The 25955-nt window shown below is 74.0% G+C and carries 20 protein-coding genes and 1 tRNA gene; 7 read left to right on the top strand and 14 right to left on the bottom strand.

From position 1 onward, the window contains the following. Position 1 precedes the first annotated feature (1 nt). The 3 genes from AB0E83_RS02330 to AB0E83_RS02320 are packed head-to-tail and all read right to left on the bottom strand — an operon-like array spanning position 2 to position 4067. A complete protein-coding gene (locus AB0E83_RS02330; protein ID WP_362104569.1) occupies positions 2–1333 on the bottom strand; it encodes an AAA domain-containing protein in 1332 nt (443 codons plus the stop codon). Next, positions 1330–2919, bottom strand: coding sequence for a hypothetical protein (locus AB0E83_RS02325; RefSeq protein ID WP_362104567.1), 1590 nt, complete (start codon positions 2917–2919; stop codon positions 1330–1332). Before AB0E83_RS02325 ends, AB0E83_RS02330 begins: the two co-directional genes overlap by 4 nt. Further along, positions 2910–4067 carry a hypothetical protein gene (locus tag AB0E83_RS02320; protein ID WP_362104566.1) on the bottom strand — a complete coding sequence of 386 codons (1158 nt, stop codon included), beginning with the start codon at positions 4065–4067 and terminating at the stop codon, positions 2910–2912. The genes AB0E83_RS02325 and AB0E83_RS02320 overlap by 10 nt, the downstream gene beginning before the upstream one ends. A 135-nt stretch (positions 4068–4202) precedes the next feature. Here AB0E83_RS02320 and AB0E83_RS02315 point away from each other — a divergent pair, with 135 nt between their 5' ends. Beyond that, a complete protein-coding gene (locus AB0E83_RS02315; RefSeq protein WP_362104564.1) occupies positions 4203–4799 on the top strand; it encodes a histidine phosphatase family protein in 597 nt (198 codons plus the stop codon). Positions 4800–5058: 259 nt separating this feature from the next. On the opposite strand, the gene AB0E83_RS02310 is transcribed toward AB0E83_RS02315, so the two are convergent. After that, positions 5059–6345, bottom strand: a complete 1287-nt coding sequence (locus AB0E83_RS02310) for a tetratricopeptide repeat protein (RefSeq protein ID WP_362104562.1) — start codon at positions 6343–6345, stop codon at positions 5059–5061. Positions 6346–6569: 224 nt separating this feature from the next. Here AB0E83_RS02310 and AB0E83_RS02305 point away from each other — a divergent pair, with 224 nt between their 5' ends. Continuing rightward, on the top strand, positions 6570–7010 hold the full coding sequence (locus AB0E83_RS02305) for a hypothetical protein (RefSeq protein ID WP_362104560.1): 441 nt from the start codon (positions 6570–6572) through the stop codon (positions 7008–7010). Positions 7011–7052: 42 nt separating this feature from the next. Further along, positions 7053–7913 (top strand): fused MFS/spermidine synthase, encoded by an 861-nt coding sequence (locus AB0E83_RS02300; RefSeq protein WP_362104558.1) that lies wholly within the window; start codon positions 7053–7055, stop codon positions 7911–7913. A gap of 24 nt (positions 7914–7937) precedes the next feature. Here AB0E83_RS02300 and AB0E83_RS02295 read toward each other — a convergent pair whose 3' ends face one another. Beyond that, positions 7938–8528 carry a hypothetical protein gene (locus AB0E83_RS02295; RefSeq protein WP_362104556.1) on the bottom strand — a complete coding sequence of 197 codons (591 nt, stop codon included), beginning with the start codon at positions 8526–8528 and terminating at the stop codon, positions 7938–7940. A gap of 79 nt (positions 8529–8607) precedes the next feature. Here AB0E83_RS02295 and AB0E83_RS02290 point away from each other — a divergent pair, with 79 nt between their 5' ends. The 3 genes from AB0E83_RS02290 (at position 8608) to AB0E83_RS02280 (ending at position 12384) form a co-directional block, all read left to right on the top strand. Continuing rightward, positions 8608–9309, top strand: coding sequence for a response regulator transcription factor (locus tag AB0E83_RS02290; protein ID WP_362104554.1), 702 nt, complete (start codon positions 8608–8610; stop codon positions 9307–9309). Positions 9310–9325: 16 nt separating this feature from the next. Continuing rightward, positions 9326–10717, top strand: a complete 1392-nt coding sequence (locus AB0E83_RS02285; RefSeq protein ID WP_362104552.1) for a HAMP domain-containing sensor histidine kinase — start codon at positions 9326–9328, stop codon at positions 10715–10717. 137 nt (positions 10718–10854) lie between these two features. Beyond that, positions 10855–12384, top strand: coding sequence for a cellulose binding domain-containing protein (locus tag AB0E83_RS02280; RefSeq protein ID WP_362104550.1), 1530 nt, complete (start codon positions 10855–10857; stop codon positions 12382–12384). Between the two features lie 85 nt (positions 12385–12469). Here AB0E83_RS02280 and AB0E83_RS02275 read toward each other — a convergent pair whose 3' ends face one another. The 6 genes from AB0E83_RS02275 to AB0E83_RS02250 form a co-directional block, all read right to left on the bottom strand. Further along, on the bottom strand, positions 12470–14119 hold the full coding sequence (locus tag AB0E83_RS02275) for a bifunctional aspartate transaminase/aspartate 4-decarboxylase (protein ID WP_362104548.1): 1650 nt from the start codon (positions 14117–14119) through the stop codon (positions 12470–12472). 19 nt (positions 14120–14138) lie between these two features. Further along, positions 14139–15842, bottom strand: coding sequence for an aspartate-alanine antiporter (gene aspT / locus AB0E83_RS02270; RefSeq protein ID WP_362104546.1), 1704 nt, complete (start codon positions 15840–15842; stop codon positions 14139–14141). An 18-nt stretch (positions 15843–15860) separates the two neighbouring features. After that, a complete protein-coding gene (gene aspT / locus AB0E83_RS02265; RefSeq protein ID WP_362104544.1) occupies positions 15861–17543 on the bottom strand; it encodes an aspartate-alanine antiporter in 1683 nt (560 codons plus the stop codon). A 125-nt stretch (positions 17544–17668) separates the two neighbouring features. Further along, positions 17669–18517: a carbohydrate ABC transporter permease gene (locus tag AB0E83_RS02260; RefSeq protein ID WP_362104542.1), complete on the bottom strand. Its 849-nt coding sequence runs from the start codon at positions 18515–18517 to the stop codon at positions 17669–17671. Beyond that, positions 18514–19488, bottom strand: coding sequence for a sugar ABC transporter permease (locus tag AB0E83_RS02255; RefSeq protein ID WP_362104540.1), 975 nt, complete (start codon positions 19486–19488; stop codon positions 18514–18516). Before AB0E83_RS02255 ends, AB0E83_RS02260 begins: the two co-directional genes overlap by 4 nt. Positions 19489–19493: 5 nt before the next feature. Next, positions 19494–20837: an extracellular solute-binding protein gene (locus AB0E83_RS02250; protein WP_362104539.1), complete on the bottom strand. Its 1344-nt coding sequence runs from the start codon at positions 20835–20837 to the stop codon at positions 19494–19496. Between the two features lie 192 nt (positions 20838–21029). Between AB0E83_RS02250 and AB0E83_RS02245 the strand changes: the two genes are divergently transcribed. Next, on the top strand, positions 21030–23696 hold the full coding sequence (locus AB0E83_RS02245; protein WP_362104537.1) for a cellulose binding domain-containing protein: 2667 nt from the start codon (positions 21030–21032) through the stop codon (positions 23694–23696). Positions 23697–23753: 57 nt separating this feature from the next. Here AB0E83_RS02245 and AB0E83_RS02240 read toward each other — a convergent pair. The 3 genes from AB0E83_RS02240 to AB0E83_RS02230 form a co-directional block, all read right to left on the bottom strand. Further along, positions 23754–23826, bottom strand: a tRNA-His gene (locus tag AB0E83_RS02240). A 120-nt stretch (positions 23827–23946) separates the two neighbouring features. Beyond that, on the bottom strand, positions 23947–24549 hold the full coding sequence (gene orn / locus AB0E83_RS02235) for an oligoribonuclease (RefSeq protein WP_362104535.1): 603 nt from the start codon (positions 24547–24549) through the stop codon (positions 23947–23949). 117 nt (positions 24550–24666) lie between these two features. Further along, entirely contained in the window at positions 24667–25836 is a 1170-nt protein-coding gene (locus AB0E83_RS02230; RefSeq protein ID WP_362104533.1) for a helix-turn-helix domain-containing protein, read from the bottom strand. Between the last annotated feature and the right edge of the window lie 119 nt (positions 25837–25955).

Here is a 25955-nt window from a genome sequence, read left to right as displayed (position 1 = left end):
CTCAGGGCGCCCAGGCCACCCGGTGCTCGGCCAGGTGCGACAGGACCGCGTGGTTCGCCTCCCAGCCGTCCGGGAACTTCACGGTGACGCCGAGCTGGACCGGTTCCGTCGACGGGTGCTCGTCGAGGAGCTCCGTGACGCCGGCGCGGCAGACGACCACGCAGGCGTGGCGGTGACGGGAGGCGAGGACGCAGAGGCGGCCGGTCTCCAGGTGGAAGGCGGTGGCGTCGGGGCGGCCCGAGAGCGGGTGGAGGACGACCGTGACGTCGTACTCGCGGCCCTGGAGCCGGTTGGCCGTGTCGACCGTGACGCCCGACACGCCGAGCGCCGCCAGGGCCGCGCGGACGGCGGCCGCCTGGTCGCGGTGGGCGGTGCCCACCGCGATCCGGTCGGCGGTCAGCGGGACGGGCGCCTCCGCGCGCTCGCTCACCGCCGCGCCGCCCCGGTCCAGCAGCCGCCGCACCACCAGCGCCACCGCGTGGACGGCCTCCGGGTCGGTGCGCGGGGTGTGCCGGGCGGGCAGCTCCAGCAGGCCCCAGCCGGACTCGGCGGCCTCGTCGAGGACCCGGTCCGGCGCGGAACCGTCGGAGGGCACGCCGAAGGTGAGCCGGCGGTCGCCGGGACCGGTTCCGGAACGGAACGGCGTGTACGGGTAGAAGGCGTCCGACACCAGCGGCGCCGCCGACGCGGGCAGCCGCCAGGAGACCGGCAGCCGGTGCTGCGGCAGCTCCGGGTTGTGGGCGAGCAGCGTGGAGACCGCCGACGCCGACGGGTCGTACGACAGCCCCGCCCACTGCTCCGCGCCGACCACCGAGAACGGGTCGAGCTGCCCCGGGTCGCCCACGAACAGGGCCCGCTCGAAGAGGCCCGCCACGGCGAGCAGCGCGTCCGAGCGCATCTGGTACGCCTCGTCCACGATCGCGTGCGCCCACGGCTCCACGTTCTTCACGTGCGCCCACTTGGCGGCCGTCGAGACGACCACCGGCAGCCCCGCGAGGTCCCCGGCCTTCGCCGACTTCCGTACGTGTTCCAACGCGTCGAGCGCCCTGTCGTACGGGTCGCCGTCGCTGGAGTGCAGCCGGCCCACCTCCAGATCCGGCTCCTTCTCGGCGAGCCGCAGCACCAGGTCGTCGACCTGCGCGTTGGTCTGCGCCACCACCATCAAGGGGCGCCCGGCGGCGGCCAGTTCGAGCGCCGCCCGCACCACGAGGGTGGACTTCCCGGCGCCGGGCGGGGAGTCGACGACGACGCCCCGCGCGGTGCCGTGCAGGGTGTTGGCCAGGATCGCGGCCGTCGCCTCCGCCGCCGCGGAGGAAGGGTCGAACACGGTCACAGCAGGTCCTCGGGGGTCACGGCGTCGGGAAGTTCGCCTTCGGCGGCGCGCGGCGGGCCGCCGTGGGTCCACGGCGTCTCCTCCGGGTCGGGCAGCTTCGGCCCCACCCGCTGGTCGTGCTCGAAGAGGGTCCAGGCGATCCGCTCGCCCTTCTCCGGGACGGTGCCCTCCGCGGGCTCCTTCGACCGGCCCATCTTGTCGAGGAGCCGCAGCACCAGGGAGCCGTCCTCCTCCCGGGACACGAACTCGGCCGCCTGCGGCCTGCCGTCGAGCGAGCGCCACACCTTCACGCCCTCGTCCAGGTGCGGCCGGTCCTCGGTGCGGACCGTGAGCAGCGGGCGCGGCGCGGGCCGCTTCGACTCCGTCCACGCCATGGTCACCTCGGTGACCTCGCCGGTGAACGCCTCGCCCGCCAGCCGCCGTCCGGCGAGCACCAGCGGATCGTCCAGCGCCTCCTGGGCGTCGAGCTGCCCCTGGGCCTGCTCGCGCGCGGCGAGCTTGGCGGCGGCGGTCACGGCGTCGTCGCGGCGCGGCTGCGGCGGCTCCCCGGCGGTGATCCGGTCCCGGTGGGCGGTGAAGGACCAGCGGTCCCGGGTCCACCGGTCGGCGACCCGGGACCCCTCGGGCAGCTCCCGCAGCAGGCCGAGCGCCCGCCAGGTCGCCTCCCACGTCGGCCGCAGCTGGGAGACGACGAGCCGCCGGACCTCCCGCTCGGCCCGGTGCAGGACGGCGAGGGCCGCGTCGGCCGTCTCGCCGTCCTCGGCGGCGCCGACCGCCTGCCGGGCCCGGTCGTACGCCTCGATCGCCGGCGCCAGGAGCTGGTTGTCGAAGGCCGGGTCGGTCGCGGGCCCGGCCGGCGGGCACAGCAACTGCCCCCGCTCGTCCCGGCCCAGCTCGGCCCGGTACGCGGCCTCGGCGCCCGGCTCGTCGTCGTACGGATCGATCCAGGCGAGCAGCGCCCCCAGGTGCTGGTCCTCCAGGGACGACTGCCCGGTGGCCCAGTGCCGGTTCAGCAGGTCGGTCGCGGCGAGCAGCAGCGAGGAACCCGGCACCCGGGCCCGCTCGCCGTAGTGCGTCAGCCAGCGGCCGAGCAGCGGCACGCGCGGGGGTGCCGGGTACGGCGCGTCGGGGTCCTGCTCGGCGGTGCGCCGGAACCGCATCGACCGCCCCAGGAGCCGTACGTACTCGATCCCGGCCCGGCTCGGCACGATCAGCTGCGGCGCGTCCGCGCACAGTTCGACCTCGACCCGCGTCCGCTTCCCGGTCTCCGGATCGGTCTCGTTCCGCTCGACGAGCTCGACGACGTCCGTGTACCCGTCGACGTACGGCAGCACCTCCTCGGCCAGCTCGGCGAGGAACGCGAACCGCAGCTCGCGGTCCCGGGGCTGGGGGACCACCAGGAGCCGGGGCTCCTCCGGGTCGGTGCCGACCAGGGCGCCCAGCGGGGCGCCCGCCTCGCCGGCGGTGGTCAGCGGCACGAGGACGAGGGGCCGGTCGGAGAGGTGCCGGTGCCGGACGGTCGCCAGGGGCTGGGCCCGGCCCGCCGCCACGGCCTCCATCCGGGCCAGGTGCGCGATCAGCGACATGCGGCGGCCTCCGCGAGCGCTTCCCGGCGCAGCGCCCGGGCCCGGCGCAGCGCCGCCACGGCCGGGTCCTCCGGGTCGCCGTCCTCGCCGCGCGCGGCGGCGAGCACCGCGCCGACCGTGGTCAGCCCGCCGAGCTCGCCCCGCACCGAACGGCCCAGCGTCTGCACCGCGTCCGCCTCCCGGGCCCGCGACCGGCAGTGGAAGCCCAGCTCGCAGGCGGCCAGGCACTCCGGCGCGTAGGCGTGCGGGACCGCCTCGACGGCCGCCGCCAACTCCTGCGCCGAGCAGCCCTCCACGTCGAAGCTCAGCCCCTCCGGCAGGGCCTCGGCGATCTCGTCGATCCGGGTCAGCCGCGCCAACTGCCGCCGGGTGACCGCCCGCTGCTTGCGCACGTCCACCACGGACCCGGTCGGCAGGTTCGAGAAGTCCTTCGGGCAGACCAGCAGCACCGCGTGGTGCACGGCGGCGCCCTCGGTGAGCGCCGCCACCCGTTCGAGCGCCAGCACGTACACGGCCGCCTGCCGGGCCGCCGCGCCCACCTTCGCCGCGTCCGCCGCCCCGTCCACCATCGGGAACGACTTGATCTCCACGACCGTCCACCGCCCGGTCGGGTCCACCACCACCGCGTCCGGCTCCAGGTGCACGGGCGAACCGGCCACCTCCAGCGTCAGCAGCGGGTGGTCGAGCAGCGTCCATCCGCCGGCCGCGGTCGCCTCGCGCAGCGCCAGCGCCGTCCGCGCGGTCCGCCCCTCGGGCCCGGACGCCGACAGGTCGGGCACGGAGACGGTCCCCGGGTCCTCGACGCCGAAGAGGCGCAGCAGTTCGCGCCCGCCGTCCGCCTTCACCTTCGCCTCGAAGCTGTTGCCCCGCACGATCGCGAACTGCGACTGGCCGAACGGCGCCGGCGAACCCAACCGCGAGGCGAGCGCGCCCTTGTCGACCCCGGCGCCGTCGAGCAGCGCCCGGCGGCGGCACCCCGGGTTCGCGGCCAGCGCGGCCAGCGCCCGCGCGTCCAGCGGGCGTGGCGGGACCGCCGGCCCGCGCAGCTCGGCGAGTCTCTCCCGCGTCCTGCGCCGGCTCGCCGGGGTCGGGACGGGGTCCGTCGTCTGCGGCGGCCGGGGGCGGCCGCCGTCCAGGGATGCGCTCACCCGCGGAAGTCTCGCATCCGCCACTGACAACGCGGGAGCGTTCCGGCCCGGGACGCCGGGAGTTCGCGCTCCGGCCACCTGCGCGATGATGGAGGGGAGCCCCCGTATCCGCGCAATCTCTGGAGAGCCCCGCCCATGGCACCGCGCATCCTGCTCGCCCGACACGGCCAGACCGAGTGGTCGCTCCTCGGCCGGCACACCGGCAGGACCGACATCCCGCTCCTCGACGAGGGCCGGCGCGGCGCCAAGCTGCTCGGCGAGCGCCTGCACCGGGGCCCCTGGCAGGGCCTGCCCGGCGTCGAGGTGCGCACCAGCCCGCTGGTCCGCGCCAGTGAGACCTGCGACCTGGCCGGCTTCGGCGACCGCGCGCGGCCCTGGGACGCCCTCATGGAGTGGGACTACGGCGCCTACGAGGGCCTGACCCCGGCGCAGATCCAGGAGCTGCGGCCGGGCTGGCTGATCTGGCGCGACGGCGTCCCGGAGGGCGAGTCCATGGAACAGCTGTCGGCCCGCGCCGACGAGGTCGTGGAGTGGGCGCGCTCCGCCGACCGCGACGTGCTGGTCTTCGCCCACGGCCACATCCTGCGCTCCATCGGCGCCCGCTGGCTCGGCGAGCACGTCTCCTTCGCCGCCCGCATCCGCCTGGACCCGACGAGCCTGTCGGTCCTCGGCTGGGCGTACGGGGCGCCGGCGATCGAGCGCTGGAACGACACCGGGCACCTGGAGGGCTGAGCCGCCCTCCGGCCCGTGGATACCGGATCCGATGTCCGGTATCCACGCTCCGGGACATCGGATCCAATATCCGGCCCCTGGATCCTGGATTCTGGATTGTGGATCCGGGATTCTGGATCCAGAATCCCGGATCCGACCGCCGGGATACCGGATCCAATGTCCGGGATCCCGGATCCAAGATCCCGGATCCAAGATCCCGGATCCAAGATCCCGGATCCAAGATCCCGGATCCACAATCCTGGATCCGACCCCCGCCGATTCACGCACCCGTAAGGATGAGTCGCGTCTCGGCCAGCAGCCCCCGGATCCGGGCCGACGCGATCCCGTCCAGGGAGTTCTCCACCCGCCGCGCCTCGGCCTCGGCCTCGTCGCGGCGGCCGGCGCGGGCGAGGTTGCCGGCGAGCTGGGCGCGGTAGAGGGCGAGGTTGCGGGCGAAGCGGGGGTGCTGGAGGACGGTGGCCCGGTGCGCGTGGCGGGCGGCGCGGCTCCAGTCGCCGAGCGCGGCCCAGCAGTGGGCCTCCAGGGCCTCCAGTTCGGGCTCGCCGAAGAAGGACATCCACTCGGGGTCCTGGTCGGCGTGGCCGCGGGCGAAGTGCCCGTGGGCGCGGCCGAGGGACTCCTCGGCGGCCGAGCGGTCGCCGAGCCCGGCCCAGGCGGCGGCCTCCCGCAGGGAGAGCAGGGCGAGCAGCCGGTCGGAGCCGAGCGGGCCGGCGGCGCGCAGCCCCGCCTGGGCGGCGCGGACGGCCTCGCGGTAGCGGCCGGTGTCGCGGGCGAGGAACGAGGTGTTGCAGAAGGCGTGCGCCTCCAGGGCCGCGTTCCCGGAGACCCGGGCGGTGGCGAGGGCCTCGGCGTAGTGGGAGCGGGCGTCCTCGTGGCGGCCGGAGTCGTGGGCGAGCCAGCCGACGGAGAGGGACAGTTCGCCCGCGCCGGCGAGCAGCCGGTCCTCGGTGGAGCGGCGGGTGGCGGTGCCCCGGTCGAGCAGGGCGTAGGCGGTGCGGAGCGGCTGGGCGGCGCACTTGTAGAGGCCGTCGGCGCCGTGCCGGTCGTCGAGCACGCGGATGCGCCGTACGGCGTCCTCGACGGCGAGGACCTCGGCCTCGCCGATGCGGTGGGTGCCGCGGGGGCTGGGGATCGCGACGGCGGTGGAGCCGAGTCCCCAGGAGGCGGCCGCCAGGGTGGCGGTGCCGCTCGTCATGAATGCGCGACGCAGCACGTCGCTCTCCTCATCGTTCCGGGTCGGGAGGACGGGGGGCCCCGAGGCCCCGGCCGGGGCGGCCTGCCGTCGGCCGCGTACCGCCTCCCGCGCAGAGAAACCCAGGTCGGCAAGGGTCAGCCCGGGGAACATGTGCAGGAAGACCCGCTCGTACGCGTAGTTCGGGCAGCGGATCTCGCCCGCCTCCACGCGCCCGATGTAGCGGGCGTCGCACGCGACCTGTTCGCCGATCTCCCGTGCCGCCCGGCGGACCATGGCGGCGAACTCCGCCGGGGAGTGCTGCCCGCGGAGCCGTCGGAAGGCGAGATTGGGAACTGCCCGTGGCAGGGACATGGCCGAGCCCTCTCCTGGTGCTGCCGGGTGTTCCGGCGGCATGAACGTACCTGCTGTGACCGGATGCCTACGCTGAGTTTGGCTACAAATCGGATATCTCGCCTGCGATCTGCCATGAACTGCCATCCTTTGCGGCGGCGTGCCGCCGTAGCCGTTGACGCGCACGGGCGTTGAACCGTATGGAGAGACGGCACACGTCTCCTCCGGAAGCAGAGGAGGGGTCCATGTCCGAGAACGCAGCACGATGCGAGACGCCCGCCGAGACCGCCGGAGCCCCGGTCGGCGCCGGCGGCGTCGAACCCTGCGACCTGGTGACCGTGCCCGCCCGGCAGGGTCTGGAGGCCGTCGACATCCTCCGCCGCCGGGGCGCCCCCGTGGTCGGGCCCGTGCTCCACGACGGCGCCTGCGACACCCTCGGCTTCCTCGTCCCGCCCGGCACCGCCGCCGCCTGGGACCTCCCCGGCAGCGCCTGCACCCGCACCTCGGGGCGGGGCCTGCGCCTCCCGGAACTCCCCGAACTCCCCGAGCCCGCCGACGGCGCGCCCCGCCCGGCGGGCTGGCTGCTGCCCCCCGGCGACACCGGCCCGGTCACCGACCCGGCCGTCCTGCGCCGCGCGCTCGGCGAGGCGGCCCGCCTCATCGAGGCCGCCGACGGCTGTCACTGACCGCCGCCGACCGCCCCGGGCCGCCCGGCCGATAATGGACGGATGGCCAGGAACAAGCAGCGCGAGCGGGCGGCGGCCGCCGTCTCCGAGACCGTCGACGGCGGGCTCGCCGAACTGACCCCCGACCGCGACCGCCCCCGCGCCTGGACGCTGCTCCTCGACGGCGCCCCGCAGTCCCACGTGGACCTCGACGACCCCGCCGCCCTCACCTTCGAGTACCAGCGGCGGCTCGGCCACGTCGCCGACCTCGCCGCCCCGCCCGGCCGCCCCCTCCAGGCCGTGCACCTCGGCGGCGGCGCCTTCACCCTCGCCCGGTACGTCGCCGCGACCCGGCCCCGCTCCACCCAGCAGGTCGTCGAGATCGACGAACCCCTCGTCCGCTTCGTCCGCCGCGAACTGCCGCTCGACCCGGGCGCCCGGATCCGGGTCCGCGCCGCCGACGCCCGCGCCGGCCTCGCCAAGGTCCCGGACGGCTGGGCCGACCTGATCATCGCGGACGTCTTCCGCGGCGCCCGCACCCCCGCCCACCTCACCAGCACCGAGTTCCTGGAGGAGGTCCGGCGCGCGCTGCGGCCCGGCGGCACGTACGCCGCCAACCTCGCCGACGGTCCGCCGCTCGCCCACCTCCGCGGCCAGATCGCCACCGCCGCCGCCGTCTTCCCCGAACTGGCCCTGATCGCCGACCCGACCGTGCTGCGCGGCCGCCGCTTCGGCAACGCGGTCCTGGTCGCCTCCGAGCGCGCGCTGCCCGTCGCCGACCTCACCCGCCGGGTGGCCACCGACCCGCACCCGGGCCGGGTCGAACACGGCCGGCCCCTCGCCGACTTCACCGGCGGCGCCGCCCCGGTCACCGACGCGACCGCGAAGGCCTCCCCGGCCCCGCCGCCCTCCGCCTTCCGCTGAGGCCGCCGCCTCCCGGCGGGCGGGTCAGTTGACGCGTTCCTCGATCTGGACGCGGGGCGCCGAGTCGTGCCACAGGCAGAAGACCGACACCTCCCGGTCGCCCTGGGTGAAGGTCACCCGGATCCACGTGGGCTGCTTCCACACCTGCATCCGCCACCCCGAAGCGGGGGTCGCCGAGACCAGTTCGGCGGAGGTCTCCCCGAGGTCGAAGGTCACCCGGCCGCCCTCGGCCGTGTAGCTCCGCACCTGCGAGGAGGAGCCGGACGGGGCCGGCGGGGCGGTGGCCGGGGCGGGCGCGGTCCGCGACGGTCCGGCCGGGCGGCCGGCGGGCGGAGACGCGGACGCCGGGCCGGTCGCGGCCGGCGAGGACGACGGGGGAGCGGCCGGCGGCGTCGTGGCCGGACGGCGGGTCGAGGCCGTCACCGGGTCGCCGATCGCCGTCTCGGCGGGGGCCGCGCCGACGGGGGTGCCGACGGGCAGGGGCAGGGCGCGCGGCGGGTCGTAGACCGTGCCGGACAGCACCGTGTGCACCCCCCACCAGGAGAGCGTGACCGCCGCGCCGGTGGCGAGCGACCAGGCCAGGGCGTGAACGAGTCCTCTTCGCATCCCGGCCATACTGCACCACGCCCGGCCGGCGCGTACCGGAAGGTGGACCGTGACCGGGGCGTCCCCCGAATGGCGTACGGTGCGGGCCATGGCAAGTGTGCTCGTGGTCGAGGACGACCAGTTCGTGCGCTCCGCCCTCATCCGGCAGCTGACGGAGGCCTCCTACACGGTACGGAGCGTCGGCACGGCCCTGGAGGCGCTGCGCGAGGTCGCCCATTTCCGTTTCGACGTGGTCGTCCTGGACCTCGGTCTGCCCGATCTGGACGGGTCCGAGGCGCTGAAGATGCTGCGCGGCCTCACCGACGTACCGGTGATCATCGCGACCGCCCGGGACGACGAGGCGGAGATCGTCCGGCTGCTGCACGCCGGCGCCGACGACTACCTCGTCAAGCCGTTCTCCGTCGAGCACCTCACCGCCCGGATGGCCGCCGTGCTGCGCCGCGCCCGGTCGGCGTCCGGGGAGCCCGCGCCGGCCACCGCGATCCGGGTCGGCGGGCTCGCCATCGACCCGCTGCGCCGCCAGGCCGAACTCGACGGCGTCCCGCTCGACCTGACCCGGCGCGAGTTCGACCTGCTCGCCTTCCTCGCCGGCCGGCCCGGCGTCGTCGTCCCGCGCAAGGAGCTGCTCGCCGAGGTGTGGCAGCAGGCGTACGGGGACGACCAGACCATCGACGTCCACCTGTCGTGGCTGCGGCGGAAGCTCGGCGAGACGGCCGCCCGGCCCCGCTACCTCCACACCCTGCGCGGCGTCGGCGTGAAGCTGGAGCCGCCCCGGGAGCACCAGCCGTGAGACGGGAGCACCGGCCGTGAGATGGGCCCTCGTCAAGGTGTCGCTGGCCGTCACCGCCATGGTCGTCATCGCCTTCGCCGTCCCGCTCGGCCTCGTCGTCAAGGAGATGGCCCGCGACCGGGCCTTCTCCAACGCCGAGCGGCGCGGCGCCGGCCTCGCCCCGGTCCTCGCGATCACCACCGACCGCACGGAGCTGGAGAAGGCCGTCGCCACCACCGAGGACGGGGCGGCGGGCCGGCTCGCCGTGCACGTCCCGCCCGCCGCCGCGGACGGCCGGGCCCTGGAGATCGGCACCCGCCGGGCCGCCGCCGACGAGCTCGCCGCCACCCGGACCCTCGGCCGGGCCTCCATCGCCGAGGTCCCCGGCGGCTACGCCCTGCTCCAGCCCACCGCGCTCAGCTCCGGCGAGGTCGCCGTCGTCGAACTCTTCGTCCCCGAGGCCGAGGTGACCAACGGCGTCGCCACCGCCTGGCTGGTCCTCGCCGGTGTCGGCGTCGCCCTGATCGTCGGCTCCCTCGCCGTCGCCGACCGGCTCGGCGTCCGGATGGTCCGCCCCGCCCAGCGGCTCGCCGGCGCCGCCCACGAGCTCGGCGAGGGCCGGCTCGGCGTCCGGGTCCCCGAGGAGGGGCCGCCCGAGCTGAAGTCGGCCGCCGTCGCCTTCAACTCCATGGCCGACCAGGTCGTCCAGCTCCTCGCCAACGAGCGCGAGCTCGCCGCCGACCTCTCCCACCGGCTGCGCACCCCGCTCACCGTGCTCCGCCTCAACGCCGCCTCGCTCGGCTCCGGGCCCGCCGCCGACCAGACCCGGGCCGCCGTCGAGCAGCTGGAGCGCGAGGTGGACACCATCATCCGCACCGCCCGCGAGGCGAAGCCGCAGACCACCCCGCCGACCGGCCCCGGCACGGGCTGCGACGCCGCCGAGGTGGTCCGCGAACGGATGGCGTTCTGGTCCGCGCTCGCCGAGGACGAGGGGCGGCTGGTCCGCCTCGCCGGGGTGGAGCGCCCGGTACGGATCCCGGTGGCGCGCCCCGAGCTCGTCGCCGCCCTCGACGCCCTCCTCGGCAACGTCTTCCGGCACACCCCGGAGGGCACCGCCTTCTCCGTCGACGTCCACAACGGCGAGGACGCGGTCATCGTCCTCGTCTCGGACGCCGGGCCCGGCATCGCCGACCCGGACGCCGCGCTCGCCCGCGGCAACAGCGGCGACCGGGCCGGGTCCACGGGCCTCGGCCTCGACATCGTGCGCCGCATGGCCGAGTCCACCGGCGGCGACGTCCGCATCGGGCACTCGGTCCTCGGCGGCACCGAGGTGCGGATCTGGATCGGGCTGGGCGGCCACCGCCCCGGCGGCTCCGCGGGCCGCCGCTCGCACCGCCCGGCCGGCCGCCGCAAGGCCCCGAGGCGCTGAACCTTTGCCCGCGGTGATGGCTCCCTTAAGCGGATCCTAAGAATCCCGACCCGGGCCCGACGTAGGGCAATTGTCCGTTTCTCCGGCGCTAGCGTGCTGCCCGCACCCCACCCCCGTCCCACGGAGGCATCCCCAGCATGGGCAGCAACGCGCACCGGCGCAGGACCAGCGGCCGCACGAAGGCCGTCGGCGCGATCGTCGCGGCGGCGATCGCCGGCGGCGCGGCCTTCGCCCTCGGCGGCACGGCCCAGGCGGCGGGCGTCGGCGCCGCCTACACCCGGACCAGCTCCTGGACCGGCGGCTACACCGGCCAGTACGTGATCACCAACAAGAGCTCCGTCGAACGCTCCGGCTGGACCCTGGAGTTCGACCTGCCCGCCGGGACCGTGATCGGCTCCCTGTGGAACGGCGACCACACCGTCTCCGGCCGGCACGTCACCGTGAGGCCCGCGAGCTGGAACCGGACGCTCGCCCCCGGCCAGTCCGTCACCGTCGGCTTCGTGACCTCGGCGGCCGGAGCGGCCGGGGACCCGTCCGGCTGCCTCATCGACCGGGCCGCCTGCTCGGCCGGCGGCCCCGCCCCCACCCCCAGCGGCCGCCCCACCGACCCGCCGACCGCCACCGCGTCCCCGAAGCCGACCCCCACGGCCACCGCCACCGCGAGCCCGAAGCCCACCGCCACCGCCACGGCCACGACGAGCCCGAAGCCGACCCCCACCACCCCGACGCCCACCGCTCCTCCCACCACCGCGCCGCCCACCGCCCCGCCGGCCGCCGCCGCCCGCTTCGCCCCCTACGTCGACACCTCGCTCTACCCCGCGTACGACCTGCTCGCCACCGCCGACGCCACCGGCGTGAAGGAGTTCAACCTCGCCTTCATCACCTCCGGCGGCTCCTGCGCCCCCCTGTGGGGCGGGGTCACCGACCTCGCCTCCGACAAGGTCGCCGCCCAGATCGGCGCCCTGCGCGCCAGGGGCGGCGACGTGCGGGTCTCCTTCGGCGGCGCCGCCGGCCACGAGCTGGCGCTGAACTGCGCGACCGCCGCCGACCTGGCGAAGGCGTACGGCAAGGTCGTCGACCAGTACCGGCTGACCAAGGTCGACTTCGACGTGGAGGGCGCCGCCCTGCCCGACACCGCCGCCAACACCCGCCGCGCCCAGGCCATCGCCCAGCTCCAGAAGAGCCACCCCGGCCTGAACGTCTCCTTCACCCTGCCGGTGATGCCCGAGGGCCTGACCCAGCCCGGGGTGAGCCTGCTCGCCGACGCGAAGAGGAACGGTGTCCGGATCGACGCTGTCAACATCATGGCGATGGACTACGGCCCCGCCTACAGCGGCGACATGGGCACGTACGCGATCCAGGCCGCGACCGCGACCCAGGCCCAGCTCAAGGGCGTCCTCGGGCTCTCCGACGCGGCGGCCTGGAAGACCCTCGCCATCACCCCCATGATCGGCGTCAACGACGTCACGACCGAGATCTTCAAGGTCGACGACGCCACCCAGCTCGTCGACTTCGCGAAGGCCAAGGGCATCGGCTGGCTGTCGATGTGGTCCTCCACCCGGGACAAGCAGTGCGCCGCCGGAGCCGTGGGCTACGCCGACGCCACCTGCTCCTCGATCCTCCAGCAGCCGCTGGCGTTCACCAAGGCGTTCGCCGCCTACCGCTGAGCCGCTCCCGTCCCCCCACAGCGCGTGCCCCGGCCGGTGCCACCCCACCCCCGGCCGGGGCACGCCCCTGTCCGCGCGCGGCGGGTCAGGCCCGGGAGCCCTTCCACTCGTCCGCGTAGTCGTCGAAGATCGCCCGCAGGTGGTGGCCGATCTTCAGGTAGTCGAGGTCGTCCAGGTTGGCCAGGGAGACCCGGACCGACCATTCGGGGCCGTCGAAGCCGCCGCCGTTGAGGAGGACGACGCCGGTCTGCTCGGCGAGCCGGAACAGCGGGTCGACGGGCTCGTAGTTCTTCTCCAGGAAGTCGGCGAAGTCCTTCCCGTGGACCCGTTCGGCCTCGGCGAGCAGGTCCAGCTCGATGTAGTAGCCGGCCCGCTTGTCGTCGTCGGCGATCTTCATCTGGGCGCCTTCGAGGAGCAGGTCGAGCCGCTGCCCCACGATCGCCCGCAGCCGCTCCTTGTACGCCTGGCCCTCCGGGAGCATGTCGAAGAGCGAGAACAGCGCCATCATCACCTGCTGCGGCAGCGACAGGCCGGCGGTGTGGTTGAGGGCGACCTGCCGGGAGTCGGCGACCAGCCGGTCGATGAAGCGGATCTTCTCCGGCTCCAGGGTGAGCGTCCCGTACCGCTTGGCCAGGCGCTCCTTCTCGGCGGCCGGCAGTTCGGCGATCATGCGGTCGATGACGTTGTCGTCGTGGAGGCCGATGACGCCGAGGCGGTGTCCGGTGCAGCCGTAGTGCTTGGAGTACGAGTACACGAGCAGGGTGTTGTGCGGCAGGTCGGCGGCGACCGAGCGGAAGCCGGGGACGAAGGTGCCGTAGACGTCGTCGGTGACGATCACCAGATTCGGGTTGGGCCCGGCGACGATCTCCTTGAGCTGGTTCGCGACCCGCTGACTCAGCGCGAGGGACGGCGGGTTGGAGGGGTTGACCAGGCAGACCATCTTGACCGAGGGGTCGGCCAGCTTGGCGACCTCCTCCTCCGGGTAGCGCCACTCGCGGACGCCGGTCTCGGCGAAGAGGGAGGCGTTGACGTGCACGACGTCGAACTCGTACGTGTCGAGCTCGGGGATCTCGATGTACGGGGTGAAGACCGGCACCATGAGGGCGATCCGGTCGCCCTTCTTCAGGATCCCGTTCTTCATCAGGGAGTCGAAGATGTAGCACATGGCGGCGGTGCCGCCCTCGGTGGCGAAGTACGAGACGTTCCCCTCCGGCGGGCGCTTGTCGAACATCTCGTCCTCGACGTAGCCGCGGACGATCTGCTCGGTGTGGGTGAGGATGCGGTCCGGCACCGGGTAGTTGTCGCCGATGGTGCTGTCGGTCAGCTCGTGGACGAAGGCGTCCTTGTCGAAGCCGAAGCGCTCGACGGCGTACTCGACCGACCTCTGGAGCAGTTCGACGCCGGGCAGCTCCGGGTGCTGCCGGACGAAGGCGTCGAACCGGGCGCCGGAGCCCTTCAGTTCCGGCATGCCGCCGAGGTCGTCGGCGGTCCACACCCGGCGGGACTCGGCGAGGGAGAAGTAGCCGAGCGCGTAGAACGCCTCGCGGGGGCTGGTGGCGATCCAGTTCGGGTTGCCGCGGCCCGCGTTGAGCATCTGGACCGACGACTTGTCCTTCTGGCCGGGGCGGTCGGCCTGGGCCGCCCGGGCGAGGGTGATGAACTTGTCCTTCAGCTCGAACGGCGAGAGCTGGGCGAAGGACTTGATCTCCTCGCGGGTGAAACTGGTCTTGGGCATGGCGGACGTCCTTCGCGGGTCAGTGGTGGAGGATGACGATCACGGCGCCCCAGATGGTCAGCAGCACGTTGCCGACCGCGTAGGGGATCGTGTAGCCGAGGGTGGGGATCTGCGACCTGGACTGTTCGTTGATGGCGCCGATCGCCGCGGTCGTGGTCTGGCCGCCGGCCAGCACGCCCATCAGGATCGGGAAGCGGATCTTCTGCACGTAGTGGCCGACGAGGAAGCCGACGACCAGCGGGATCAGGGTGGCGACCGCGCCCCACAGCAGCAGCCCCCAGCCGGCCGTGGACAGGCCGCTGGTGAAGCTGGGCCCGGCGTTGATGCCGACGACGGCGACGAAGGCGCACAGCCCGAAGGTGTCCATGAACCACTGGGCGCCCGGCGGCACGTTCCCGTACGTCGGGTACTTGCCGCGGATCCAGCCGAAGACCAGGCCCATGATGAGCGCGCCGCCGGACGTCGACAGCGAGATCGGCACCCCGGAGACGGTCAGGGCCGGGATGCCGACGCAGCCGCCGAGGAAGACGCCGAGGCCGACCCAGAGCATGTCGGTGGCGAAGGAGGTCGGCACCGGCTTGCCGATGGCCTTGCCGGCCGGGTCCACGAGCCGCTTCGGGCCGGTGAGGACCACGGTGTCGCCGCGCTCGATCGTCGTCGACAGCCGGTAGGGGTACTCGGAGCCGGCGCGGTAGATCCTGTCGATGTAGACGCCGACCATGAACGGCTCGCGGCGCAGCTCGGCGACGGTCCTGCCGAGCTGCTCCTTGTTCGAGGCGACGACGTGCAGCGACTCGGTCTCGTAGCCGAGCAGTTCGACGTCGTCGGTCTCGGGGCCGATGTGGGTGCGGGCGTCGAAGTCGACGAGGGAGCCGCGCAGGGCGGAGACGGCGACGGTGTCGCCCTCGCGGAGCACGGTCCGCTGGTCGTGGTCGAGGACCGTGCCGTCGCGCCGCACCCGGGTGATGTAGATGCGGTGGCCGAGCTCCTTCTGCTGGTTCTCGAAGTCGTCGATGGTGCGGCCGACGAGGTCGGGGCGCCGGATCGTGTACGCGCGCAGGACGACCTCGTAGTAGCCCTCGGCCAGGTCGGGGTTGTCGCCGGGGGCGTCCAGCTCCTTGGCGAGGGCGGCGGACTCGGCGGCCAGGTCCCGCTTGTAGAGCCGGGGGAGGACGTTGGCGAGGAGGATGGCGCAGAGGATGGTGCCGAGCGGGTAGGTGACCGCGTACCCGATGGCGACCAGGTTCTCCTCGGTCTTCATCTGGTCGGCGGAGAGGCCGGGGAGGTTGCCGATGGCGTCCTGGGCGACGCCGATGACGGCGGACTGGGTGAGCGCGCCGCCGAGCAGGCCGGCCGAGAGGCCGGGGCCGTACCCCAGCATCGCGGCGAAGCCCCAGGAGACCAGCAGGCCGGTGACGCAGACGACGAGCGCGTTGACGACCTGCGGCAGCCCGTCCTTCTTCAGGCCCCGGAAGAACTGGGGGCCGACCTTGTAGCCGAGGGCGAAGAGGAAGAGCGTGAAGAAGAGGTTCTTCACCGTCGCGTCGACGGTGATCTCGAACTGGGCGCCGAGCAGCAGCCCCGCGACCAGGCAGCCGGTCACGGCGCCGAGAGCGATCGCCTTGTAGCGGAGCTTCCCGAAGAGGAAGCCGAGGGCGACGGTGAGGAAGACGAGCAGTTCGGGGTGGGGCTGGAAGATGTTCCGGTTCAGGAAGTCGATCATGGAGGGGGTGGCCGCCTCTCAGGCTCCGAGGAGGCCGACCAGCAGCGGGCCGGTCAGCGGGAGCAGGAAGTTGGAGAGGGTGTAGGTGATCGTGTAGCCGAGCATCGGGACCGAGCTCTGCGCGACCTGGGTGATCGAGGTGATGGCCGGCGTCGAGCACTGCTGGCCCGCGATGGCGCCGATCAGCAGCGGTTTCTCGATCTTCAGCAGCTTCCGGCCGACGACCAGCGAGATCGTGGCCGGTACGAGGACCATGGCGATGCCCGCGAACGGCAGCAGCGCCCCGTACTCCTTGAGCAGCGGCCCCGCCTGCGGGCCCGAGACCAGGCCGGTGCAGGCGATGAAGATGGCCAGGCCCATGTCCTTCAGGGTGGTCGCGGCCTGCGGCGGGAAGGCGCCGAAGGTCTGGGTGCGGGAGCGGAACCAGCCGAAGAGCAGCCCGGAGATGAGGCAGCCGCCGCCGGTGCCCAGCGACATCGGCACGTCGCCGAACTCCACCACCACCTGGCCGAGCAGCGAGCCGGCGGCGATGCCGAGGCCCAGGTAGATGAAGTCGGTGGCGTCGTTCTTCACGATCGAGCCGACCTTGGAGGCCAGCCTGCCGAGCGAGGAGCGCGCGCCGACCAGGGTGAGCACGTCGCCGCGGTGGACGACGGTCTCGGGGGTGGCGGGCAGGTGCGCCTCGTTGCGGAGCACGTCGGTCACGTACACGCCGCCGGAGGCGATCTCCGGGTGCTCGGTGGTCAGCTCGTCCAGGGACTTGCCGTCCGCCGCCTTGTCGGTGAGCGAGACCTGGGTGGTGGCGAGCGGGGTGTCCAGGCCGGGGACGGCCGGCGTCTCGGGGCCGATGAGCCGGCCGGCCTCGATGATGTTGGCCCGCCGACCGACGGTGAGGACGAGGTCGGACAGGGTCAGCGTGAAGTCGGGCGGGGGAGGGGTGAGGACCTTGCTGCCCCGCTTCACCGCCTCCACGGTGACCCGGTTGCCGAACTGCCGCTCCAGGTCCGCGACCCGGGCGCCGTCCGCCAGGGTGACGAGGAAGGTGCGGCCGACCATGCCGGGCAGCGCCACCCGCTCGTCGGCCTCCAGTCCGCCGCCGGAGCCCCGCATCCGCTCCCACAGCGCGCGGGAGGCGTCGCGGAGGTTGATCCGCAGCAGCATCGGCATGATCTGGCTGGTGTAGATCACGATGGTGACGAGCCCGAAGAGGTAGCAGACCGTGTACGCGGTGGCCACGTGGCCCTGGTACTGGGTGATCTGCTCCTGCGTCAGGTCGGACAGCTTGCCGATGGCCTCGGTGGCGGTGCCGACGACCGCGGACTCGGTGGCCGCGCCGGCCAGGATGCCGGAGGCGGTGCCGACGTCCAGGTCGAACGCCTCGGCGAGGCCGAGGGCGATGCCGACGACGCAGACGACCTCGATGAGGCAGAGCGCGAAGAAGCGCAGGCTCTTGCGGTTGAGGTTGGCGAAGAACTGGGGACCGGCGAGATAGCCGAGCGAGAAGATGAAGAGCGCGAAGAAGATCGTCTTGACGTCGTCGGAGACGGTGACCTTCGCCCAGGCGCCCATGAGCAGCGAGACGATCAGCGTCCCGCAGATGCCGCCGAGCGTGATCGGTCCGACCCGCAGCTTGCCGACGAGGTAGCCGGCGGCGAGGCAGACGAACAGGGCGAGTTCGGGATGGTCGCGCAGGACTCCCATCCGGCCTCACCCCACCCACATGGGGGAATAACCATTCAATGCGGACATAAGGGGACGCTAACAGTGGTGGATCGGCGAAGGACCGCCGCCACGCCCGTCCGGGTGAACACCCCCTCCCGGCCCCCTCACCCCTTCACCGCGCCCCGCATCACCCCGCCCACGATCTGCCGCCCGAACAGCGCGAGCACCACCAGCAGCGGCAGCGTCCCGAGCAGCGCCCCCGCCATCACCACCGACGTGTCCGGCACGTAGCCCCGCCCGAGGCCCGTCAGCGCCACCTGCACCGTCGGGTTCCCCGTCTGGGTCAGCGCGAGGACCGGCCAGAAGAAGTCGTTCCAGGCCGCCACGAACGACAGCATCCCCAGCACCGCCATCGCCGGCCGCGCCGCCGGCAGCACCAGGTGCCACACCGTCCGCAGCGTCCCCGCCCCGTCCATCCGTGCCGCCTCGAGGAGCTCCGGCGGCAGCGCCCGCAGCAGGTGCTGGCGCAGGTAGAAGACCCCGAAGGCGGAGACCAGCGAGGGCAGCACCACCGCCTGGAGCCGGTCGGTCCAGCCGAGCCGGGCGATCAGCAGATAGAGGGGGACGACCCCGAGCTGCGGCGGGATCAGCATCGTCGCCCCCACCAGGAGCAGCAGCGGCCCCCGGAAGCGGAACCGCAGCCGGGCGAAGGCGAAACCGGCCAGCGTCGAGAAGAGCACCGTCCCCGCCGCCACCGCCCCCGCCACCAGGGCGGTGTTCGCCAGCGCCTCGCCCATCCCGCCCTCGTCCCAGGCCACCGCCAGGTTCCGCCCCAGGTTCCGTCCGAACCAGAACGGCGGCGGACTCTCCGCGAGCCGCCCGCTCGTCCGCGAGGCGGCCACCGCCGTCCACAGCAGCGGGAAGACGGACACCGCCGTGAACAGGACCAGGAGCAGGTACGTCCCCCACCCCGCCCGCTCGTACGGCTCCGCGCCCGCGTCCCGTCCGCTCACCGCGCACCCCTTCCGCGGCGGACTCGCGCCAGCCGCACCAGCCCGAAGACCACCACCAGGAGCAGCAGCATCGCCCAGGCGATCGCCGCCGCCCGCCCCAGATGCAGGTTCACCCAGCCCTGCTCGTACAGGTACAGGCCCAGCGTCTGGTACTGGTGGTCGGCGCCGCCCGACGCCCCCGCCCCGCTGCTGAAGAGCAGCGGCTCGCCGAAGAGCTGCACCGCGCCGATCGTCGAGACGAGCCCGGTGAACGCCAGCGCCGGCCGCAGCCCCGGCAGCGTCACGTGCCACAGCCGCCGCCACCGTCCGGCCCCGTCCAGCGCCGCCGCCTCGTACAGCTCGTGCGGGATCGTCTGCATCGCCGCCAGGTAGATCAGCGCGTTGTAGCCGGTCCAGCGCCAGATCACGATCGACGCCACCGCGAACTTCGACGCCCACGGCCCGTTCTGCCAGTCCACCGGATCCAGTCCGACCAGCCCGATCGCCCAGTTCACCATCCCCTGGTCGCGCCCGTAGAACAGCGCGAAGACCAGCGTCGCCGCCGCCACCGAGGTCGCGTACGGGGCGAGCGCCGCCACCCGGAAGAAGAGCCGCCCGCGCAGCCGGGAGTCCAGCAGGTGCGCCGCGCCGAGCGCGAGCAGCAGCTGCGGGACGGTCGCGAGCACCCCGATCAGCACCGTGTTGGACAGCGCGTTCCAGAAGAACTCGTCGGTGAGCAGCCGGGCGTAGTTGTGCGCCCCCACCCACTCCCGGGCCTCCGGCGCCGTCAGCTCCACCCGGAAGAGCGAGGTCCACGCCGTCGCCGCCAGCGGGAACAGCCCGAAGGCCGCGAACAGCAGGAAGAAGGGCGCCACCAGCGCGTACGGCGCCGCCCGCGACCGCAGCCGGCCGAGCCGCTCCCGCCGCGCCCGGCCCGCCGGCACCACCGGCGCCGCCGGCGCGAGCACCCGCTCCCTCACGTCCTCGGTCATCCCGCTCACCGGTCCAGCGCGTTGTCGATCGCCTTCATCGCCGCCCGCCACGCCGACTCCGGCGACCGGCCCGTCTGGTCGACCTGGAGCATCCCCGTGTCGGAGAGGATCTGGTTCACCAGCCCGTCCTTCGGCCCGACCGGTGCCACCGGCACGCCCCTGGCCGCCGCCGAGTAGATCCGGCCGACCGGCGCGTCCCCGAAGTACGGGTGCCGGGCGTCCCGCACCTGTGGCAGGCCGAAGGCGGCCCGGGCGCTCGGGAAGCTGCCGCGCCGCTCGAAGAGGACCGCCTGCTGCTCGGGGGCGGTCAGCCAGGCCGCCAGCGCGGCCGCCTCCTCGGTGTGCTTCCCGGCGGCCGGGACGACCAGGAAGGAGCCGCCCCAGTTCCCCGGCCGGGGCGCCTCGGCGACGTCCCACTTCCCCTTCCCGTCCGGGCCGCCCTTGTCCTGGATGTAGCCGAGCATCCACGCCGGACAGGCGATCGAGGCGAACCGCCCGTGCGCGAAGCCCTGGTCCCAGTCGGGGGTGAACTGCTGGAGCCGGGCGGTCAGTCCGTGCCGGGCGAAGGCCGCGCCGAGCTCCCAGGCGGCCCGTACGGCCGGGTTGGACGCCACCACCAGCCGGCCCCCGGCGTCGTAGTAGCGCAGCCGCGCGCCGGAGATCGCGGCGGCCATCACCCCGGACGCGGAGTCGGTGAACGCCACGCCCTCGGGGGCCCGTTCGGCGAACCGCCGCCCCGTCTCCAGGTACTTCCGCCAGTCCCCGGCCCACAGCCGGCCGACCTCCTCCCGGTCGGTGGGCAGTCCGGCGGCGGCGAAGTGGTCCTTGCGGTAGCAGACGGCCAGCGGCCCGATGTCGGTGCCGAGCCCGAGGACCCGCCCGTCGTCCGTCCGCGCCTGCGCCCACTTCCAGGGCAGGAAGGCGCCCTCCGTCACCCCCGGCGCGCGCGCCAGGTCCACCAGCCGCCCGGCCTGGGTGTCGACCACCTCCGCGATGTTGCCGACCTCGACGGCCTGGACGTCGGCGAGGCCGGCGCCGGCGGTGAGGTGGGTGAGCAGCTGCGGGTAGTAGACGTCGGCGCGGGAGAGGGAGGTCTGCCGGATCGCGACGTCCGGGTGGAGCCGCATGTACGCGTCGTAGAGCCCGGCCTCCTTGAGCCCGAAGGTGCCGTAGACCCCGACGGTGAGCGTGACGGGCCGGCCCGACCCGTCCACGGCCTCCCCGGCGCCGGCGGCCGGCGGCGCCGGCGGGTCGGTGGCGCAGCCGAGCGGCAGCGCGGCGGCGAGCAGCAGGGCGAGGAGGCGGGCCCGGGTGCCGGTCCGCCGTCGTGTTCCGTCGCTCCGCCCCATGGGCCCGACCGTAGGCGGCGGGGGAGGGGCGGCCGGTGGGGCGGCGCCGGGCGGTGGGTCCGTCTCACCCGTTCGGCCCCGTGGGCGCGCGGAGCCGTCGAACGTCTTCGACGGCTCCCGTGTCTTGACCGTGTTCTGACAGGACTCGGATAGTGGGAGCGCTCCCATACTTCACTTCCCGACGGGATACCCATGCGCAGACCACGACTCCTCGCGGGGCTCGCGGGCCTGGCCCTCACGGCCGGGCTCCTCGCGGGCGCCCTCCCGGCCGGCGCCGCCGGGACCGCCCCGGCCGCCCCCGCCCAGGCCCCGGCCTCCGCCGCGTACACCTGGAAGAACGTCCGGATCGACGGCGGCGGCTTCGTCCCCGGCCTGGTCTTCAACCGGAGCGAGAAGGACCTCCTCTACGCCCGCACCGACATCGGCGGCGCCTACCGCTGGGACCAGGCCGCCTCCTCCTGGATCCCGCTCCTCGACCACGTCGGCTGGGACGACTGGGGCCACACCGGCGTCGTCTCCCTCGCCTCCGACGCCGCCGACCCCGACAAGGTGTACGCCGCCGTCGGCACCTACACCAACGACTGGGACCCCGGCACGGGCGCCGTCCTGCGCTCCGCCGACCGCGGCGCCACCTGGCTCCGCGCCGACCTCCCCTTCAAGCTCGGCGGCAACATGCCCGGCCGCGGCATGGGCGAGCGCCTCGCCGTCGACCCGCACGACAACCGGATCCTCTACCTCGGCGCCCCCAGCGGCAACGGCCTCTGGCGCTCCACCGACTCCGGCGCCACCTGGGCGAAGGTCACCTCCTTCACCAACCCCGGCGACTACCGGCAGGACCCCACCGACACCAGCGGCTACAACTCCGACGAGCAGGGCATCGTCTGGGTCACCTTCGACGAGTCCACCGGCACGGCGGGCACCGCCACGAAGACGCTCTACGTCGGCGTCGGCGACAAGGAGAACGCCGTCTACCGCTCCACCGACGCGGGCGCCACCTGGACCCGCCTCGCCGGCCAGCCCACCGGATACCTCGCCCACAAGGGCGTCCTCGACGCCGAGAACGGCCACCTCTACCTCGCGTACAGCGACACGGCGGGCCCGTACGACGGCGGCAAGGGCAAGGTGTACCGGTACGCGACCGCCACCGGCGCGTGGACGGACATCAGCCCCGTCGCCGAGGCCGACACCCACCACGGCTTCAGCGGCCTCACCGTCGACCGGCAGCGCCCCGGCACGCTCATGGTCTCCGCCTACAGCTCCTGGTGGCCCGACACCCAGATCTTCCGCTCCACCGACTCCGGCGCCACCTGGACCAAGGCGTGGGACTACACCTCGTACCCGAACCGGTCCAACCGCTACACCATGGACGTCTCCTCGGTGCCGTGGCTGACCTGGGGCGGCAACCCCGCCCCGCCCGAGCAGACCCCCAAGCTCGGCTGGATGACCGAGGCCCTGGAGATCGACCCCTTCGACTCCGACCGCATGCTGTACGGCACCGGAGCCACCGTCTACGGCACCACCGAGCTCACCCGGTGGGACGCGGGCACGAACTTCACCATCAGGCCCATGGTGAAGGGACTGGAGGAGACCGCCGTCCTCGACCTGGTCGCCCCGCCCTCCGGCGCCCCGCTGATCAGCGCCCTCGGCGACGTCGGCGGCTTCCGCCACACCGACCTGTCGGCCGTCCCCCCGATGATGTTCACCTCCCCGAACTTCACCTCGACGACCAGCCTCGACTACGCCGAGACCGAGCCGGACGTCCTGGTCCGCTCCGGTCACCTCGACGGCGGGCCCCGGGTCGCCTTCTCCACCGACAACGGCGCCCACTGGTTCGCCGGGAAGGAGCCCGCGGGCGTCACCGGCGGCGGCACGGTCGCCGCGGCCGCCGACGGCGGCCGCTTCGTCTGGAGCCCCGAGGGCACCGCCGGCGTCCACGCCGCCACCGGCTACGGCACCTCCTGGACGGCCGCCACCGGCATCCCGGCCGGCGCCGTCGTCGAGTCCGACCGCGTCGACCCGAAGACCTTCTACGGCTTCAAGGACGGCACCTTCTACGCCTCCGCCGACGGCGGCCTCACCTTCACCGCCAGGGCCACCGGCCTGCCCGCCGAGGGCGACGTCCGCTTCAAGGCCGTCCCCGGCAAGAAGGGCGACATCTGGCTCGCGGGCGGCGCCCCCGACGCCGCCTACGGCCTGTGGCACTCCACCGACGGCGGCGCCACCTTCACGAAGGTCCCCGGCGTCGACCAGGCCGACGCCATCGGCTTCGGCAAGGCCGCCCCGAACGCCGCCTACCCGGCGCTCTACTCCAGCGCGAAGATCGGCGGCGTCCGCGGCGTCTTCCGCTCCACCGACGCCGGCACCACCTGGGTCCGGGTGAACGACGACGCCCACCAGTGGGGCTGGACCGGCGCCACCATCACCGGCGACCCGCGCGTCTACGGCCGGGTGTACGTCGCCACCAACGGGCGCGGCATCCTCTACGGCGACACCGGCGAGACCGGCGGCGGCGACGGCGGCGGCCCCGGCCCCACGGACCCGCCCACCCCGCCCGGCCCGGCGGCCTGCACCGCCGCGTACGCCGTGCAGAGCCAGTGGGGCGGCGGCTTCACCGGCCAGGTCACCGTCCGCAACACCGGCACCGCCCCGCTCACGGGCTGGAAGGTCACCTGGGAGTACCCGGCCGGCCAGCGGATCACCCAGGCGTGGAACGCCGCCGTCACCCAGACCGGCACCGCCGTGACGGCGACGCACCTCTCCTACAACGGCACGGTCCCGGCCGGCGGCTCCGCCACCTTCGGCTTCAACGCCTCCTGGACCGGCGCCAACCCGCCCCCGGCCGCCCTCACCTGCGGCTGACGGGAGACGGAAACGACCGAGGCCCCGGTTCTCTCGAACCGGGGCCTCGGCCCTCAGGGTGAGTAACGGGACTCGAACCCGCGACATCCTGGACCACAACCAGGTGCTCTACCAGCTGAGCTATACCCACCACGACCGGCGGTTTTCCCGAAGGTTTCCCCGACCGGCCGAGAAGAAGTCTACAGGGTTCCGAGGGGTGCTCGCGCACACGTTTTCCCCCGGGTGCGCGAGCGGGCCCTCGACGGGGCGGCTACTCCGCCGCGACGACGTGCCGGGCCGCGATCTCCTTCGCCGTCTCCGCGTCCGGGCCGGGCTGCGGGACGAAGACCGCCTCGCGGTAGTAGCGCAGCTCGGCGATGGACTCGCGGATGTCGGCGAGCGCCCGGTGGTTGCCGTTCTTCTCCGGACTGTTGAAGTACGCCCTCGGGTACCAGCGGCGCGCCAGCTCCTTGACCGAGGACACATCGACGATCCGGTAGTGCAGGTGCTTCTCCAGGGCGGGCATGTCCCGGGCGAGGAAGCCGCGGTCGGTGGAGACCGAGTTGCCGCACAGCGGCGCCTTGCCGGGCTCCTTCACGTGCTCCCGGATGTACGCCAGGACCTGCGCCTCCGCGTCGGCCAGCGTGGTGCCGCCGGGCAGCGCGTCGAGCAGCCCGGAGGCCGTGTGCATCTGGCGCACGATCTCCGGCATGGTCTCCAGGGCGCGGTCCGGCGGGCGGATCACGATGTCCACGCCTTCGCCGAGCACGTTCAGTTCCGAGTCGGTGACCAGCGCGGCCACCTCGATGAGTGCGTCGTCCGTCAGCGAGAGCCCGGTCATCTCGCAGTCGATCCACACCATGCGATCGTTCATGCGTCCTACCTTAGGCGCGAAACACGGGGGAGAGACGCCCGCGGGCGCCCGGGGGAGGTGTCCCCGGACGCCCGCGGGTACCGCGTCACGCCGCTCGTGGCGGCGCGGGTCTCGGCGTCACGGCGCGCTGCGCTGGCCCGGGAGGGCGGGGCGGCCCGGCGTGTAGGCGTCGGACGCCGGTTTGCCCGGCTCCAGCGGCGTCCCGGGACGGCGGAGGCCCGCCGCGGCCTGCGCGGGCACCGCCGGCTCCAGGACGGCCGTGGCCGGCTCGCCCTGCGGCCGCCGGGCCCGGTACGCCGCCCGGTAGGCGGCCGGCGAGGAGCCGAGCTGCCGCCGGAAGTGGCCGCGCAGCGCCACCGGCGAGCGGAAGCCGCAGCGCCCGGCGACCTCGTCCACCGAGTAGTCCGAGGTCTCCAGGAGCCGCTGCGCCTGGAGCACCCGCTGGGTGATCAGCCACTGGAGCGGCGCGGAGCCGGTCAGCGAGCGGAAGCGGCGGTCGAAGGTCCGCCGTGACATGTACGCACGGGCCGCCAGGGTCTCCACGTCGAACTGCTCGTGGAGGTGCTCCAGCGCCCAGGCCACGACCTCGGCGAGCGGGTCGGAGCCGATCTCCTCGGGTAAAGACCTGTCGAGGTAGCGCTCCTGACCGCCGCTGCGCCGCGGCGGGACGACCAGCCGGCGCGCGAGCGCTCCGGCGGCCTCGGTGCCGTGGTCGGTCCGCACGATGTGCAGACACAGATCGATTCCGGCCGCGGTGCCGGCGGAGGTCAGCACGTCCCCGTCGTCGACGAAGAGCTCCCGCGGGTCCACGTGGACCGACGGGTAGCGCTTGGCGAGCGTCGGCGCGTACATCCAGTGCGTGGTCGCCGGGCGGCCGTCGAGCAGGCCGGCCGCGGCGAGGACGAACGCCCCGGTGCACAGGCCGACGATCCTGGCCCCCTCCTCGTGCGCCCGGCGGAGCGCTTCGAGCGCCTCCGGCGGCGGCGGCGAGGTGATCGAGCGCCAGGCGGGGACGACGACGGTCCCCGCGCGGCCGATCGCCTCCAGGCCGTACGGCGCGGTGAGTTCGAGCCCGCCCGTGGTCCGCAGGGGGCCCTCCTCGCCGGCGCAGACGAGCAGCCGGTAGCGCGGCACGCCGGCGTCCTGCCGGTCGATGCCGAACACGGAGAGCGGGATGGAGCTCTCGAAGATGGGGCCGCCGCTGAACAGCAGCACCGCGACGACTTCCCGACGGCGGCGCCCGGACAGCTTCCGTGCGACCTCCGGTGCGGCGGAGTCCTGGCTCATGGTGCTAAGCCCCCCTCGGTGTTCGCGTCTCCCTGGTCGTGTCGCTGTGCCACGTTTCCCCTCGGTTTTGCACGAGACCCCAGTCTTCGGTACCCATGATCGAATCTACTGGGTTCCGC

It is taken from the genome of Streptomyces sp. NPDC035033, assembly GCF_040636735.1.
In the GTDB taxonomy this organism is placed as follows: Bacteria; Actinomycetota; Actinomycetes; order Streptomycetales; family Streptomycetaceae; genus Streptomyces.
The sequence above is the reverse complement of the archived record's forward strand: the minus strand, read 5'-3'. Positions and strand labels throughout refer to the sequence as shown.